General features: G+C 54.5%; 9 protein-coding genes. 7 read left to right on the forward strand and 2 right to left on the reverse strand.

Features of this window, described 5'->3' with window-relative positions:
• The first annotated feature begins 66 nt into the window (after window positions 1-66).
• Genes FYC48_RS09445 through FYC48_RS09455 form a run of 3 tightly spaced genes read left to right on the forward strand, consistent with a single transcriptional unit; the run spans window position 67 to window position 7,413 of the window.
• Window positions 67-996, forward strand: coding sequence for an anti-sigma factor family protein (locus FYC48_RS09445; protein ID WP_149496444.1), 930 nt, complete (start codon window positions 67-69; stop codon window positions 994-996).
• Between the two features lie 40 nt (window positions 997-1,036).
• Window positions 1,037-3,355: an efflux RND transporter periplasmic adaptor subunit gene (locus FYC48_RS09450; protein WP_149496445.1), complete on the forward strand. Its 2,319-nt coding sequence runs from the start codon at window positions 1,037-1,039 to the stop codon at window positions 3,353-3,355.
• A gap of 29 nt (window positions 3,356-3,384) precedes the next feature.
• On the forward strand, window positions 3,385-7,413 hold the full coding sequence (locus FYC48_RS09455; protein WP_149496446.1) for an efflux RND transporter permease subunit: 4,029 nt from the start codon (window positions 3,385-3,387) through the stop codon (window positions 7,411-7,413).
• A 53-nt stretch (window positions 7,414-7,466) separates the two neighbouring features.
• Here FYC48_RS09455 and FYC48_RS09460 read toward each other — a convergent pair whose 3' ends face one another.
• A complete protein-coding gene (locus tag FYC48_RS09460; protein WP_160149422.1) occupies window positions 7,467-9,068 on the reverse strand; it encodes an Ig-like domain-containing protein in 1,602 nt (533 codons plus the stop codon).
• 571 nt (window positions 9,069-9,639) lie between these two features.
• Between FYC48_RS09460 and FYC48_RS09465 the strand changes: the two genes are divergently transcribed.
• Together FYC48_RS09465 and FYC48_RS09470 are read left to right on the forward strand one after the other, a co-directional pair.
• A complete protein-coding gene (locus FYC48_RS09465; RefSeq protein WP_149496448.1) occupies window positions 9,640-10,731 on the forward strand; it encodes a sialidase family protein in 1,092 nt (363 codons plus the stop codon).
• Window positions 10,732-10,790: 59 nt separating this feature from the next.
• Complete coding sequence (locus FYC48_RS09470; RefSeq protein ID WP_149496449.1) at window positions 10,791-11,345, forward strand: RNA polymerase sigma factor; 555 nt, start codon at window positions 10,791-10,793, stop codon at window positions 11,343-11,345.
• Between the two features lie 53 nt (window positions 11,346-11,398).
• Here FYC48_RS09470 and FYC48_RS09475 read toward each other — a convergent pair whose 3' ends face one another.
• Window positions 11,399-12,877: a TolC family protein gene (locus tag FYC48_RS09475; protein ID WP_456238981.1), complete on the reverse strand. Its 1,479-nt coding sequence runs from the start codon at window positions 12,875-12,877 to the stop codon at window positions 11,399-11,401.
• A 444-nt stretch (window positions 12,878-13,321) separates the two neighbouring features.
• On the opposite strand from FYC48_RS09475, the gene FYC48_RS27695 reads away from it, so the two are divergent.
• Window positions 13,322-13,576, forward strand: a complete 255-nt coding sequence (locus tag FYC48_RS27695) for a hypothetical protein (RefSeq protein WP_160149423.1) — start codon at window positions 13,322-13,324, stop codon at window positions 13,574-13,576.
• A gap of 554 nt (window positions 13,577-14,130) precedes the next feature.
• Window positions 14,131-16,293, forward strand: coding sequence for an efflux RND transporter periplasmic adaptor subunit (locus FYC48_RS09480; protein WP_149496451.1), 2,163 nt, complete (start codon window positions 14,131-14,133; stop codon window positions 16,291-16,293).
• The last annotated feature ends 10 nt before the right edge of the window (window positions 16,294-16,303 follow it).

Here is a 16,303-nt window from a genome sequence, read left to right on the forward strand (position 1 = left end):
GAAGAAATGAAGGAGCCGAGCATCTGAAGAGTCGGTTAGAGAGTCATTCCCTTGGAGGCCAAAGAAATGGCGCCGAGCACATGCCAGTCCGTTCAGGAACATTTATCTGCCTTTCTCGATGGAGAACTTGGCCTTCCGGAGCGTGCGCAGATCGAGCACCATTTATCGAGATGTGATGCGTGCCGATCGCAATTGGCCGGTTTCCGTGAAGTCGGACGTCTATTCGTCCGAGCAGGGACGGACGCTGCCCCGGATCAGTGGAATGTAATCGAAAGCCAATTGCCTACTCCTCACCCGGTTGGTTGGTCCTGGTGGCAGAAACCAAGTGTTGGTGTAGCCGTGGCCATCGCGGCGTCTCTTTTGATTGCCTTTGGATTGTGGGTTAGTTCACCAAACGATGACGTAGCCAAGTTGGCCTCAAACGACCCGGCTGAAAGCTCCGCTGTTCAGCACGGTAGTGATCCGCTTATGGACGAGATGGGGCCGAACGCAATGGGGATGGCTGAGATGGCGATGGATCCGGAGCACATGCTGAAATTTCAGTACGTGATGGATGATTACTTGGCAAAGCTTTCTGTGGACCCCGATCAAGCGGAAGACTTTTTGCTCGCCAAGTATGACGGCCAACGCGTCTCGCCGGACCAGGCGGAATCTTTGGTGGGTTACCGACCGTTGATCTCAAGGGGTTTGCCGAACGGCTACGAACTTGCTTCGTCCAGCGTCGTGAAGATGCCTTGCTGCACTTGTTTCAAGGCCGTCTGTCGTCGTGCGGATGGATCGACACTGGTTCTCTTCGAACACGACGACGAAAAGGCTGCTTGGTTCGGTAATCGTCAGTCCAGCATGGCTACTTGCGGAGACAAAGATTGCTGCTTGGTTGAGTTAAATTCGAATATCGCAGCAACTTGGAAGGAAGGCAGTCGGAGTATCACCGCGGTCGGTGCACGTGACCAAGACGAAGTCACAACGTTAGTCAACGCGCTCAAGCAGTCCTGAAACCGGCGTCAATCTCTAAGAACTTATAGCTGACAAGACAATGCGCGAATTTCTAGATCAACACCGGAACAAGTTTTGGGTTGCCCAGTCGATTCTTCTGGTCATCCTCGGCTTTGCTGTTGCCTGGTGGATCAAACCAACGGGCTCCGGTTCGGCTTCTGATTCGACGGAGGCTGCCTCGACCGCTTCGAATGAAGCGACGATTTGGACGTGTTCGATGCATCCCCAGATCCGGCGCAATGGTCCTGGCGACTGCCCAATCTGCGGGATGGACTTGGTGCCCGTGAAGGAGTCATCTGGAGGCGTCCGCACGATCTCAATCAGTAATGATGTCAAGAAGCTGATGAACGTCGAGGTCACTCCGGTCGTTAGCAAATACGTGCCTGCAAAAGTACGAATGGTCGGAAAAGTTGCTTACGACGAAACCCGTATGGCCCACATTACGGCGTGGGTGCCTGGTCGGTTGGAGCGAATGTTCGTTGACTTCACGGGGATCGAAGTCAAACAGGGCGACCACATGGTGGACATCTACAGCGAGCCACTCTACACGGCCCAGCAGGAATTATTGTCGGCTCTCGATCGGAACCAACCCCGAACGTCATCACGATTTGTTGAACCGCTTAATTTGCTGGAATCGGCTCGTGAGAAACTTCGCCGACTTGGGCTTACTGCGGAGCAAATCCGAGAGATTGAACAACGGGGGACCGCTTCCGAAACGGTCACGATCAAGTCGCCTGTTGGTGGCGTCGTTGTGCAGAAGCTGCGTCAGGAAGGTGATCGGGTGCAAACCGGTGATCGCATCTATTCGGTGGCCGACCTGAATCATCTGTGGATCATGCTGGACGCGTACGAATCCGACTTGGCGTGGTTGAGATACGGCCAAGACGTCGAGTTCACGACGGAAGCTTATCCTGGCGAAACATTCCATGGCCGCGTAGCCTTCATCGACCCGGTTCTCAATGAATCAACTCGGACGGTGAAAGTTCGCGTCAACGTTGACAATTCAGACGGCCGACTGAAGCCGGAAATGTTCGTGCGCGCCATCGTTCGATCCCAGGTGGCCGCGGGAGGTCGCGTTCTCGATCCGGCCTTGGCAGGAAAATGGATCAGTCCGATGCACCCGGAAATCGTCAAAGACGAACCGGGCAATTGCGATATCTGTGGCATGCCGTTGGTGCGCGCCGAGTCGATGGGTTACGTGACGGCAGAACCAATCGAGTCGGCCAAACCATTAGTGGTGCCGGCGTCTGCAGTGCTGCTCACCGGGACACGTGCGATTGTCTATGTGCAAGTTCCTGGTGCCGAGAAGCCCACTTACGAAGGTCGTGAGATCATCGTCGGTCCGAGAGCTGGGGATCACTACCTCGTGAAATCAGGACTGTCCGAAGGCGATCTCGTGGTGACCAACGGAAACTTCAAGTTAGATAGCGCTCTGCAAATCGCCGCGAAGCCGTCGATGATGACTCCGCAGGGTGGCGGCGGGGGCGGGCACCAGCATGGAGAGATGAAAGCGTCTGCCAATCCAGAGATGCCGGGCATGACGAATCACGCGGCCCACGTACCACCAGAGACAAAAGAGCATTTGCGATCGGTGGTGCAGTCCTACACATCAATTCAATCAGCTATCGCAGAATCAGATCTCAGCACGATTCGCACAGCATATACAGGATTGGGTAATCAGCTTACCAGCGTCCCGTCCGAGCACTTGCATGGCGACGCGGGCGCGATGTGGAACGAAATTGCAATGTTGTTACGGAACGATGCCGTTGAAGGATCTGACGTGAAGACGTTGGAAGAGGCAGATCAAGTTTATCGTCTGACCCGACAGCATATCGATCAACTAAGCATGCAGTTTGGCCTGCAGTCTCCAAACGCCGCACCGGAAGTTCCAGTGCCATCCGGTCTAGAAGTCCCAACGGCAGTCGCGGCGCAAATACAGAGTCTTCTGCCACTCTACGTTCGCGTCTCGGAAGCTCTCGCGGCAGATCAAGCAGATGCAGCAAAGGCGGCCATCGAACAATTGCAACGCCAAATCGGAAGCTGGGAAGAAATCAGTAACGATGCGGAAGCAGCCAAGCTGTGGCGAGAAGAAAGCAAAGACCTTTCGGAAATCACTGCGAAGCTCATGAACTCTCCAGATCTGAAAGCGATGCGATCCGCATTCGCATTGCTTTCGGAATCGATGATCTCGATCGAGCGCACGTTTGGAATCTCAGTTCAACAAGATCTCTATCTGCTGCACTGCCCGATGGCATTTGAAGGACGAGGTGCGTCCTGGTTGCAAACCGATGATGCCGTTCGAAATCCGTACTACGGGGCTTCGATGCTCAAATGCGCTGACAAACTTGAAAAGCTTTAAGAATCATCAAGGCGACGCATCAACAAATCATGAGCAACAGCACAGAGAACGAATCGCAACCAGAGGTGATTCAAAATTCACCTGAAAAACGCGGAATCCTTGGGGCCATCATTTGGTTCTGTTTGACCAACAAGCTTGTAGTCTTGCTCATTGTCCTAGCGACTGTCGGCTGGGGCGTCATGGTCGCACCGTTCGATTGGAACACGGGCGTTTTACCACGCGACCCCGTTCCCGTCGACGCGATCCCCGACATTGGTGAAAACCAGCAGATCGTCTTCACGCAATGGATGGGACGAAGTCCCCAGGATGTCGAGGACCAGATTGGCTATCCCCTGACGGTCGCATTGCTCGGCATTCCTGAGGTCAAGACGATCCGAAGCTATTCAATGTTCGGATTCTCGTCAATCTACGTCATCTTCAACGACAACGCTGATTTCTATTGGTCTCGAACGCGTGTCCTTGAGAAGCTCAACAGTTTGCCGGCCGGAACGTTGCCCGATGGTGTTCAGCCGACGCTTGGTCCCGACGCTACCGCCCTGGGACAGATCTATCTGTACACGCTAGAAGGTCGCGACCCGGAGGGGCATCCAACCGGTGGCTGGGACCTACGAGAACTCAGAACGGTCCAAGACTACTACGTCCGCTATTCACTCGCATCGGCGGAAGGAATCAGCGAAGTCGCCTCGATCGGCGGATTCGTTCAGGAATATCAGATCGACGTCGACCCTGATGCCATGCGGGCGGCTGGCGTCACCCTTGACGCTGTTTTCGGCGCAGTCCGCATGTCGAATGTCGACGTCGGCGCTCGAACGATTGAGCTGAACAAGGCGGAGTATGTGATTCGTGGTTTAGGGTTCATCGAGCAAGTCGAAGATATTGAAAAGACCGTCGTCAAGGTCTCGGACAACGTCCCCATCACGATCGACGATGTTGCCGATGTCACTCTTGGGCCTGCTCTTCGTCGCGGGGCACTTGATAAAGCGGGTGCCGAAGCCGTGGGCGGCATCGCCGTCGTACGCTACGGCTACAATCCGCTGGCTGCAATTAAGAATGTGAAAGAGAGGATCGAGGAAGTCTCAGCCGGATTGCCTACCAAGGTGCTGATTGATTGGTCCGCTGTCGAGCCGGACGATGTCACGAGTTGGGCTGGCCGATATGGTGCGCGTTTCGCCGACGTTGAACCGACAGAATCGCCCGACGATTATCTATCGCTCCTACGACAGATCCCCAGCGATACTTGGCCTCAGTGGATCACAACCAGTCAGGTGACGATTGTTCCATTTTACGATCGCACCGGACTGATCTACGAAACTCTTGGAACATTGAACACGGCGCTCTACGAGGAGATTCTCGTCACGATCATCGTGATCCTGGTCATGGTGATCCATCTGCGCAGTTCATTTTTGATCAGCGCGCTGTTGCCGCTGGCCGTGCTGATGTGCTTCATCGCAATGAAGACCTTTGGCGTGGATGCCAACATCGTTGCGTTGTCCGGCATCGCCATTGCGATCGGAACCATGGTGGATATGGGGATCATCCTTACCGAGAACATCCTGAAGTATTTGGATGAGGCTCCAGATTCCGAAAGTCCTCTGCATACTGTTTTCAAGGCGTCCAATGAGGTTGCCGGCGCTGTCGTAACAGCCGTAACCACCACGGTCGTCAGCTTCCTGCCCGTCTTCACGATGATCGGAGCGGAAGGAAAGCTATTTCGGCCCTTGGCGTTTACCAAGACCTTTGCCTTGCTGGCGTCCGTCGTCGTAGCCCTGACAATTATTCCGCCTGCCGCACACTTGTTGATGGGATGGCGACGTAAACCGAGCAGAGAAAACGGTCACCGCTTGAGATTGATCGGTCGTTGGATCCTATTAGCTGGCCTGCTCGTTGCCGGCCTTCTAGCGGCAATGATGCTGACTTGGTGGATCGGTGCCATCGTGATCGGCATCGCGGTCTACAAGTTGATCGAGCGACAGATACCGGCCCAGGTGAATCGATACGCGACCATCGCGGCAAGTGGTCTCGCTGTTTTGGTCGTCGGCATTTTATTGGCTTCGGAGTGGCTACCACTGGGACCGCAAAAAGGCTTGCTGGTCAACCTGTTCTTTGTTGCCTTGCTGATTGGTGGACTGCTCGGCTTCTTCACTTTGTTTCAACGCTACCTTTACGAACCGATACTGCGGTGGAGTCTACGGCACAAACTCGCGTTCTTGAGTCTGCCCGCTCTTCTGCTAGTCCTCGGTGGTTGCTCCTGGCTCGGATTCAATACGCTGTTTGGTTTTGTTCCTAAGGCGGCGCAGGTCGTAGGAATTTCGCAATCGACAGTCCGCGAATCTGCCCCCTGGAAACTCGCATCATCGACGTTTCCTGGACTTGGCAAGGAGTTCATGCCACCGCTCGATGAAGGATCCTACCTCTACATGCCGACAACGATGCCGCACGCATCCATCGGAGAAGCGATGGACGTTTTGCAGCTTCAGAATCAGTTGCTGGTGTCCATACCCGAAGTCGAGTCGGTCGTTGGGAAGATCGGACGGGCGGATACTCCGCTTGATCCGGCACCGGTTTCTATGATCGAGACCTACATCACCTACAAGTCCGAATACAGAACGGACAAAGACGGGAATCGACTCTATTTCCGCTACGACGAAGACAATGGTGACTTCGTTCGTGACGAACAAGGTGAGCTGGTGGAAGATCCCAGTGGCCGTCCTTACCGCCAATGGCGCGAGAAGATCCGTAATGCCGACGACATCTGGCAAGAGATTACTCAGGCGGCGGAGATTCCCGGAACGACGTCCGCGCCGAAGTTGCAGCCAATTGCCGCCCGCATCGTCATGCTGCAAAGCGGAATGCGAGCACCAATGGGCATGAAGATCAAAGGTCCTGACTTGGAAACGATCGAGTCGGTGGCGCTGCAGATGGAAGCGTTGCTGAAGCAAGTTCCAACCGTGCAATCATCGGCCGTGATCGCCGACCGCATTGTGGGCAAGCCGTATCTCGAAATCGACATCGATCGTGATGCCATCATGCGATACGGGCTTCACATCCGCGACGTTCAAGATGTCATTGAAGTGGCAATTGGAGGTCGCCAGATCACGACGACCGTTGAAGGTCGCGAGCGTTTCCCGGTGCGAGTTCGTTACGCGAGAGAACTGCGCGACGATATTGAATCGATTGAACGGATCATCGTGCCGACGCCAACAGGACAGCAGATACCGCTCGGACAACTCTCGGACATCCGCTACGTTCGCGGGCCACAGGTTATCAAGAGTGAAGACACGTTCTTGCTTGGCTACGTATTGTTCGACAAACGTCCCGGTGAAGCTGAAGTAGACGTCGTGGAGGATGCTCAAGCGTTTTTGCAAGAGAAGATCACCAACGGAGAGTTGGTCTTGCCGGCCGGCGTCAGCTACACGTTCGCTGGCAATTACGAAAATCAAATCCGCTCACAGAAAACACTCGCAGTTGTTCTGCCGCTGTCTCTTGGCATCATCTTCTTGATTCTTTATCTGCAATTCCGTTCAGCGATGACGACGAGTTTGGTCTTCAGCGGCATTCTGATCGCTTGGGCGGGTGGATTCATCATGCTGTGGCTCTACGGCACCGAATGGTTTCTGAATTTTGATGTGTTCGGGACAAGCATGCGTGAGCTATTCCAGGTCAAAACCATCAATCTAAGCGTTGCAGTGTGGGTCGGCTTTCTCGCCTTGTTTGGAATCGCAAGCGATGATGGCGTCGTAATCGCATCATATCTCGACGAGAGCTTTCGCAAGGATCGCATCACCAACGCCCAGCACGCTCGTGAGGCGACCGTCACAGCAGGGCTAAGACGGGTTCGCCCCTGTTTGATGACGACGGCGACAACCCTTCTGGCGCTGATCCCCGTACTCACGTCGCGTGGTCGTGGAAGTGATATCATGGTTCCAATGGCGATCCCGAGCTTCGGTGGGATGGCAATTGAAATCATCACGATGCTCGTTGTTCCAGTGCTGTACTGTGCCGTGATGGAATGGAAGTTGAGGCTTGGCATCAATGATGAAAAGTTCTCGGCCCATTAGTCAGTTGCAGTTCCATTCTTCGGTGCTCGGAAACAAGATTGAATAATGGGGCATTACGGTGTAATGAACCCTTCGGGGGCCTTGCCACGATTCGTATTGATAAACGCTCGAATCGTATCTGGGTCATAATGATCTAAGGTTAGGAGATGTGCCCAAGACGCTAGAGCAATTGATTGGTCATTCGCCTCGCGAGGAGTCAGGATAACACCAACGCCGCTGCCTCCAGAATTTCCAGCACCGTCACGCACTAATTGCTCCAGTGAGCCAATATCTGCAGTCGACAGTCGAGACGGTGAATAACTGATCCACACGTGCCCGTGTTCAAGATTGTGAACAAGTGCCTCGTCCGGTTGTTCTTGGCGATAAATCCCGGTGGGCCGCGGTGTGATCCCCGGGTTCTGGTCGGTTCCGTCAGGATCAAAACCGTGATGGTCACCATAGGTAGGTGGATTGGAATGCTTGGAGTAGTCAACTTCCCCGAACACGTGGTCGGAAGTAATCGGCGGCGCGCCCGCAACCAAATCTGTCCGCGCTCCGAGCAAATTTGGTGACTCGAAACTGCCAGCCTCGACATCAGCAAACGGCGTTCCGTCATCGACTGGGCGAAGCGTAATCGAAACTGTCGCTACATTGGAAGTTGCCGTTCCATCACTGATCACGTATGTAAATGAATCGTCACCGAAAAACTCGGCGTTCCCCTGATACGTAAACGAACCATTCTGATTCAAATTAATCGATCCGCTTGTCGGTGAATCGATTACCGTCGCGGTAAGTACGTCGTTATCGAGGTCGATATCGTTCGCGATAACACCATTGGATACTCCAATTACGATCGCCTCGTTTTCACGACCGAAGTAGCGATCATCTAGAGCGGTGGGAATCCGATTCGCACTTTGGTTGTCATTGACCGTGATTGTGACCGTCACGTTCGAGGAGCGTGATCGGCCATCTGTTGCTCGATACGAAAATGTATCGACGCCTGCAAAACCGGAGTTTGGTGTGTAACGAAACGAACCGTCCTGATTGAAATCAATGCTTCCTCGGCTCGGTGATTCAACAAGTTCTGCCGTAATTGATTCGCCATCTGGATCAAAATCGTTACTTAGCACTCCCGTCAAAACATTCACATCGAGACTCGAATCGATAGCGACTGAATATTTTTCGGTTGATGTGACTGGAGGTCGGTTCGCGTCCTGAATCGCGTTCCCGCCCGCCAAGATCTGGTCTGCAAGCGTGCGTTGCCCCGCCTGCCGTTCGGCCAAAGCAATCGAGTTCCTGATGAGTGTGGCTTCTGGCGGCGACGAGGCGAGATACCAATTGATATTTATATACTCTAGACGAATTGAACCTTCGACGAACACATTTCCTTCGGACACTCCTCCATCCGCCAGAGTCAAATCGATGATCGCGATGTCATTCGTTTCGACAGTCGCCCTCATGCTCCGTTTGGCTATCTGATAAGTTCCAGGTTCAAGGTCTCCGAACGTATAGTTCCCAAGGTCGTCGGTCACTTGTGAACGATTAGCGGTCACATCCGGAGCAATTAGGTCAACGACAACCCCCGACGCTCCGACATCGTCAGTATCAAGTGCACCCGAACCATTCGAATCGAAAAAGACGGTTCCCCGAATGACTCCCTCAGCATGCATCAGCATCCGTAACTCCAGGTGCTGCGCATGGAGCCTTCGGCGATGCTTTTGGTTTACGGCCTCAGACGATCGCGCCCGTCGTGTTCGAAGTAACTTCATGCCTGAATTTCGGATTTAGAAAGGATTCAGAATTGAGACTGGCTTTAAACCACTAGCCATCGCACGGATCGTCTCGTCGTTTGGCGTCTCACGTCCCGAGACCTAAGCGACTACGGGTTTGGAGATAGCCGTCGTCGATCCTTCAGGTTGGATCGAAAAACCATCAACGCATTCTGCACACAGATTCAAAATGTTCAACGATTGCTCTTTGACGTTATTGGTTCCTATACTGACATTCGTTCCCACTCGTACAAGAACACGCACAACCGGCACCACTGCTACGAGTCATTGCCTTGCTGCGCGGGCTTTCTATCGATCAGCCCGGCACTTTGACGCCAAAATTCCACCGAAAGCCACGCCCCCTGTTTGGCGGTTTTTTGTTTCATCCATGAGTGAGCCTTCGTGCACTCGCGGAGATTCCGTAAAGCGGATCGCAGAGAGAGTATTTGTCTTGGACTGCAAAGAGTAAATTCGAAAGATGACTACATCGCGTACTTTCCTGGTTGCTTTGTTTTACCTCGTTGGATTTGTTTGCTCGGCGCAGCCGGTCACAGTGGTCAGGGGCGGGGCAAACGCAAAGCCTCGCCAGCCTCAGCTTTGCATCGATCAAGACGGAGCGATCTTCCTCGCCTACGGGGAGGGGAACGAAATCTTTGTCGTTCGCAGTGAAGACGGGCAAAACTTTGCGTCCGAGGTCCGAGTCGCTCAACTTCCTAAACTTGCATTGGGAATGAGGCGAGGCCCCCGAATCAACATAAGTAAGAATACGGTCGTTGTTACTGCGATCAGTCATGAAACGGGTAATTTGATGGCTTGGAACTCGACCGACGCCGGCGACTCATGGTCCCAAGGAGTGGTGGTCAACTCGGTTCCACGAAGTGCTCGTGAAGGACTTCATGGAATGGCCAGCGGACCTGAAGGCTCCGTGTATCTCGTCTGGCTGGACCTGCGTAGTGGCAGCACTGAGATCTATCTTTCGAAATCGTCAAACGCCGGTGCTAGTTGGTCCGAGAATGTCCGCGTTTATCGGTCGCCCTCGGGTACCGTTTGCGAATGCTGCCATCCGTCAGTATCGGTAGGTCCTGACGGTCGCGTTGTCGTGATGTGGCGCAACCTCGTCGATGGCGATCGAGACATGTACCTAACGTCATCGGACGACGGTCAAAGTTTTGACCCGCCACAAAAGCTCGGTACCGGCAGTTGGCCTCTCAACGCATGCCCGATGGATGGAGGTGACCTCTCAATAGACCAGGACGGCCAGGTAACAACTGTTTGGCGTCGACAGAAAACGATCTATGTGAGCTCAGCAGACAAGCCGTATGAAAAGCCGATCGGTCAGGGCGAGCAACCTTGGATCGCTAATGCTAGCGATGGCACGTGGCTACTTTGGCTGGAGCGGCGCAGCGGCGGATTGAAGTGTCTTCAGCCGGACGGAAAACAAAACCTGCTTGCGGCCAAAGCGAATGATCCGGTCATTGAGTCTGGCCAGGACGGGGCAGTCGTCGTCGCGGCCTGGGAAGAGCAAGTCGCGGGCGAAACAAGAATCGTCTGCCAGATGCTTGGCCAGTAGCCCTGCAGCATTTCCGTGTCCGCTATGTACCCTGGGAGGGTATCGATAGAATGGCGGGAATGGAATCCCTGAGTCCGCAGCCTGACGAAACTCCCGTCCCAAAATCGCTTGTTGAATCCGCTGCACGCGGAGATCGTTCCGCCCTGCGCGAGATCTACGAAAGGACTTCGCATCGCGTTTTCCGATTGATGGTGCGAATGGTGGGACGGCAGGACAGCGAAGACTTAACACAACAAGCCTACGTCAAGGCGTTCGCGAGGCTGGGGCAGTTCGAGGGATCCGCAAAGTTCGAAACCTGGCTGTACCGACTGGCGACCAATGAAGCGCTGCAACATCTAAGACGCGAACGGGTGCGAAAGACGGTCCCCATGGAAACGGAGCCGGTAACCGCTCAGGCAGAATCATTTGAAGGCGATGACCTTTCACAGCGGCTACAGTTAGCACTCAGCCAACTCGAACCTGATCTTCGCACCATCATCAGTCTGAAGGAAGATGGCGGTCTCTCGTATCGCGAGATCGCGGAAGCCATGCGGATTCCTGAAGGTACGGTCGGATCGAGACTGAATCGGGCTCGGCGGGAACTTGCGAGATTGCTTGGATTTGAAACCTCGTAACGCTCGAGAGCGTCGGGGCAACGTTCCAACAACCTACCGCATTGCGATGGCAGCTATTCAGAAACCGGACATCCGACCGTTCGATCGATCTGGGCAACGGTGCCCGCAAGACTTGCCTCGATCCTGGCCAATTGGGTTTCGAACATGAGCAGCTCGCGGTAGGTTTCAATCAATGTGAAGAAGTCAGTGCGTTCTCCACGATAGTCTGCGATGGCAAGCTTTAGGGTGTCCTCCGTTCGAGGAACGATTCGCTCTCGATAGATGTCCCGCTGTTCAATCAACGCGTCGGCTTGAGCCATCAAACGACGAAGCTTGCCGTAGATTTCGTCTCGGGTAGCATCCAGTCGGCGTGATGTGCTCGCAGTTCGATGTCCTGCTTCACGAACACCGGCATTGATCTTCTCTCTCCAAATTGGAAGCGAGGTGCCGAATGTGAAGCTCAAGTTGTCGTGCCCATTCGCAACGGGACTGATCACGTTGTGATCGTCGCTTACGAGTCCCCAATGAACGCCCACATTGAAGTCGGGGTACTGTTGCAGGCAGGCAAGACGCTGCTTTTCGCGATCACGTTGGATTTCCCACGCGAGCCCGCGAAGGGAGGGATTACACTGCTCGGCCAGTGAAATGAGCGACTGAACGTCCGCGGGTGTGCCGCCAGCGTCTAGTTCTTCACTTGCCTCGGGGACTAGGTTCACCGGCTGTTGCAAAAGCGCGGCCAAGTCAGCCTGGGCAACTGCCTTTTGCTTCCGCAGGTTGACCAGCTGGTCATCGAGCCGATCATTTTCCAGCTGGGCACGAAGTACGTCTTGCTGAGACCCACCTGACTTGTAACGGGCCTCGGCGACTTCGGTGAGGTCGTCTACTAGCGTCTTGGTTTCTTCGAGAATCGCGATCGCACGTGTGTTGAACCAGACTTCGTAGTAGGCCAAACGCACCGATTCGGTGACTTCTCGTTCGATGGCCTCGACTTCCGCTTGAGCAATCTGAACTTCGCGACTGGCAATATCTGCTTTTGCTCTGAGCTTTTCCGGAAAGGGAATCTGTTGATTCAGCGACATTTGATTTCCAATGCGTCCGGCAGCCGTTTGAAGCGCCTGGTCGTGGAACGGCCAAAATGTGTTGCTGAAATTTGGATCTGGTAGAGCTCGAGCCTGAGGAATCACGTTGGTGGCTGCGGCAACACGTTGTCGGGCTGCATGGATCCGTGGATGAGCGGCGAGTGCTTGTTGAACAAAGAACTTGACCGGTTGGCCTTGATCGCTGGAAACCGGCTCTGCAGCTACGGGCTCGATGGTGAAGTCATTTTCAGAGTCACCACCGGAAGCTTCCTCTGGTGGTGTTTGAGTCTCTTGCGAAACGAGCGTACGGAAATCAGCAGTCATCGGCTTCGAGTCCGGCGTCAATTCGATCGCTGGTGCTAGTTGAAGCCCATCCTCGTATACAACGGGAGTCACCGCGGGGGAGCGTTTGAGACTGACATCCGGATTGATGCTAGCGATCTCGGCCGAGTTGGAATCGCTTTCCAAAGTCACACTACTCGGGTGCGTAGGTTCATTCGTTGAGATCCGGTCCGAATGAACCGACCGGGTGCCCCCAGGGGTGGCACAGCCAGAAAGCAATCCGGTCGAGGCGGGCACTAGCAGCCCCAATAGGAGCAATCGACGTCGCTGACATTTCAAAATATGCTGTTTGGACGGCCGATCCATGGCAATTCCAGCTAGGCTTGTACAGAATGCTTGTGATACAAATTGCCCAATCCGCACATTCCTCTTGAACTCGGCGGGCAAATTTCCGATACAGTTCGTATACCGGATACGGGTATCCTTTTCGGAACAACATCGTGGTCAACTCTCGCTTAATTCGCACACTCGTCAGCCTTTGCCTGATCGCGGCGATCGTCACTCAGCCGATCGCTATTAGTGCTGCGCAGACGTCTTGCACGGCGGCGAAGAGAGCGAACAGTACATCTGCAACGGATGCCCAGCATCGATGCGAGGATTGCGGCCACTGCGAAGTCTCGTCGGTTGGCGAGTTATGTGGTTGCTGTAGCGATGGTCACACTGACGCTGGCCAACCGTCTTGCTGCGGCAACAATACGACGGATGAGTCAAATCAATCCGGGCCGGATCCGATTTTTGGTGCGCTTTCAGATCTCGTTCCTGAACCTGGATTTCCAGGAAGCGAATCGGATGGTGCAGCATGGACGGCCCGAACGGACACGCCAGCGCTAGCGCGAGTCTGCATGTGCTCGCTGCGATCGCAGCCGGGGACACCGACGTCGCCACGCGCGCCCGTCAACGAAGAAGCGGACACGCAGTCTCTTGCTTTTGGAAATGTGCCGTCTTTCGATCACCAACGTAGTGCTGAAACGTATTTGCGTCATCGGTTTGAAGATACGCAATCGCACCTACTACTCGACTATCAATGCCACCTTTGTGTGTGGCGGCTGTAGCGAGTCTCTTTCCAACTGGCTAAACGTCCAGTTTCTTTGATTGCCGGCTGGCTGCCAATGCATGCTGCTCGTTGCGAGAGCATGGTATTGAGGCAAGCCTAATAGACCGGCCACAGCAATTTCTCCGTCCAAACTCTCGCGCGCCCAAGCTGATTCATTGCGAACCAGTTCTACGCAGCGTGGTGAATAAGCAACGGCATTGTCGTAGCGAAAAAGGGGTCAGACCCTAATAGTGCAAAGCACCCGAAGGGCCGTCCCGGCTATTGGGGTCTGCCCCCTTTTTCGATCGATTGAAAAGCATGAACGGAATCAGCATTTTGGTGAATAGAAGTTATGACCAAACAAAACAACGCAAAGCCTGACGTTCCAAGCGGTGAACCGGAAGAACGGGAAACGACGACTAGTGGCACTACGACCGCAAATGCTCAACAAACCGACTCGGTAGCAAAAAAGCATTCGAGTAGCGCCGCGGCAGTCACAACGGAACCAAAGGATGACCAGGCTACTGGTACGGCGAAATCCGCAGTCGTCGACGCCACTGGTAGTAAATGGTTGATTCGTACTGCCGTTCAATCCTTCGCCGTTGTCGCGGTCGTTGGTGCCTGCTTCTTTCTCATGGGGCTTGCCCAGAGAACAGGTTGGCTGACGGCTGGAGGCGGAAGTAACGCCGAGTCGGCTACCGCGTCCGAAGGTTCATCTGACACGCGGTACATCTGCCCGATGATGTGCACACCGCCATCCACGGAACCAGGCCGTTGTCCGGTCTGCGCCATGGAGTTGGTTGAGGCGACGGGCGATTCCGGAGGAGATGGAAAATCGGTCTCCATTGAGCCTGCTGCCCGACGACTCGTTGGTATCCAAACCGGCATGTCCAAGATGGGCGAACTGAATCGCACAATTCGCACGATTGGGACGATCCAATTTGATGAAAGCCGCCTGTCGACGATCTCCGCGTACATCGACGGACGCTTGGAAAAGATGTTCGCCAACTACGTCGGCGTGAAGGTCAATCAAGGTGACGACTTAGCGCTTATCTATAGCCCTCAACTATTTACAGCCCAGACCGAGTTCATCACTAGCTTGGAACGTAAAGGCAAAGTCGGCAGGTTCCAAATCGACAATGGCGATCTTTCTCAAGTCGCTCGAGATAACCTTTCGGAACTTGGCATGACGGACCAGCAGATTGAAGATCTGATCGAAAGTGGAAAGCCTGAATCAAGAATTCGCATCAAGTCTCCACAAAGCGGAACCGTAATTGAGAAAGCGGCTGTCGAGGGGGACTATGTGAAGACGGGACAGAAGATCTTCCGGGTTGCTGACCTGAGCACCGTTTGGTTGATGCTGGACCTTTTCCCGGACGATGCGGCAGCGATTCGGTTCGGTCAGCAAATCGAAGCCGAAATCGAATCCAAGCCAGGCGAAGTCTTTACTGGTCGTGTGGCCTTCATCGATCCAACCGTCAACCCAAAGACTCGTACGGTTCAGGTTCGCGTCGAGATCCTCAACTTCGACGGCCAACTGCGTCCGGGCGACTATGCGACCGCGACGGTCACCGTGCCCGCTGTTCCGGCAGCGCGAGTTTACGATCCGGCCCTAGCGGGCAAGTTAATTAGCCCGATGCATCCACAGGTAATCCGCGATGCACCCGGCGATTGCCCGCTCTGTGGGATGCCGTTGGTTCCGACTTCAGAACTCGGCTACTCCGATGAACCTCTCCCTGAGCAGCGTGTGGTAACGGTGCCGAGAGACGCAGTCCTGATGGCTGGGCAGCACTCGGTGATCTATGTCGAAACCGAGCCGGGGCGTTTTGAGATTCGACGAGTCACGGTCGGCCCGATGAGCAAGCAAGAGGCTGTGATTGTCGAAGGGCTTAGCGCCGGAGAAACCGTTGCAACGGGAGGAAACTTCTTGATCGATTCACAGATGCAACTTGCCGGCAATCCATCGCTCTTGGACCCAAGCAAGGCAACCGAGTTTCCCCCGGGGCCATTGGAGCTACCGAATACGAGCCCGCAGCTCTTGGCAGGTGCTGTCGGTGATGCCTTTGACGCAACCTACGCTGCATACTTCGACATTCAATGCGCGATGGCGGCAGACCAAACACCACCACCCGTTGCATTGAATCACATGATCAGCGGATTGCAGGAACTTGAAATGTCCGCCGAGGTACCCGATGAGGCGCAGCGACGTTTTGCGGCGGCGCGTCGAGCCGCATCTCGCATGGATGGTTCCTTGGAGACCGCTCGCGAATCGTACCGAACCGTCAGCCGAGCGCTATTGCTCGCGGCGACTGTTGCTAGAGGTCCGAAAACGGCAGAGAAGCTCGTACATCTCTATTGCCCAATGGTTCCTGGCGGCGGCGGAGACTGGATGCAGCCTGAGGGCGAACTTGCCAATCCCTACTGGGGCAGCGAGATGCTGCGATGTGGTGAAGAAGTTCGCAACCTGTCGGTTGCTGACGCGGAAGTTCCAAGCATCTCGAATCGGATCGAATAAGGAGAAAGAC

Origin of the sequence: Roseiconus lacunae, from assembly GCF_008312935.1 — a bacterium.
In the GTDB taxonomy this organism is placed as follows: domain Bacteria; phylum Planctomycetota; class Planctomycetia; order Pirellulales; family Pirellulaceae; genus Stieleria; species Stieleria lacunae.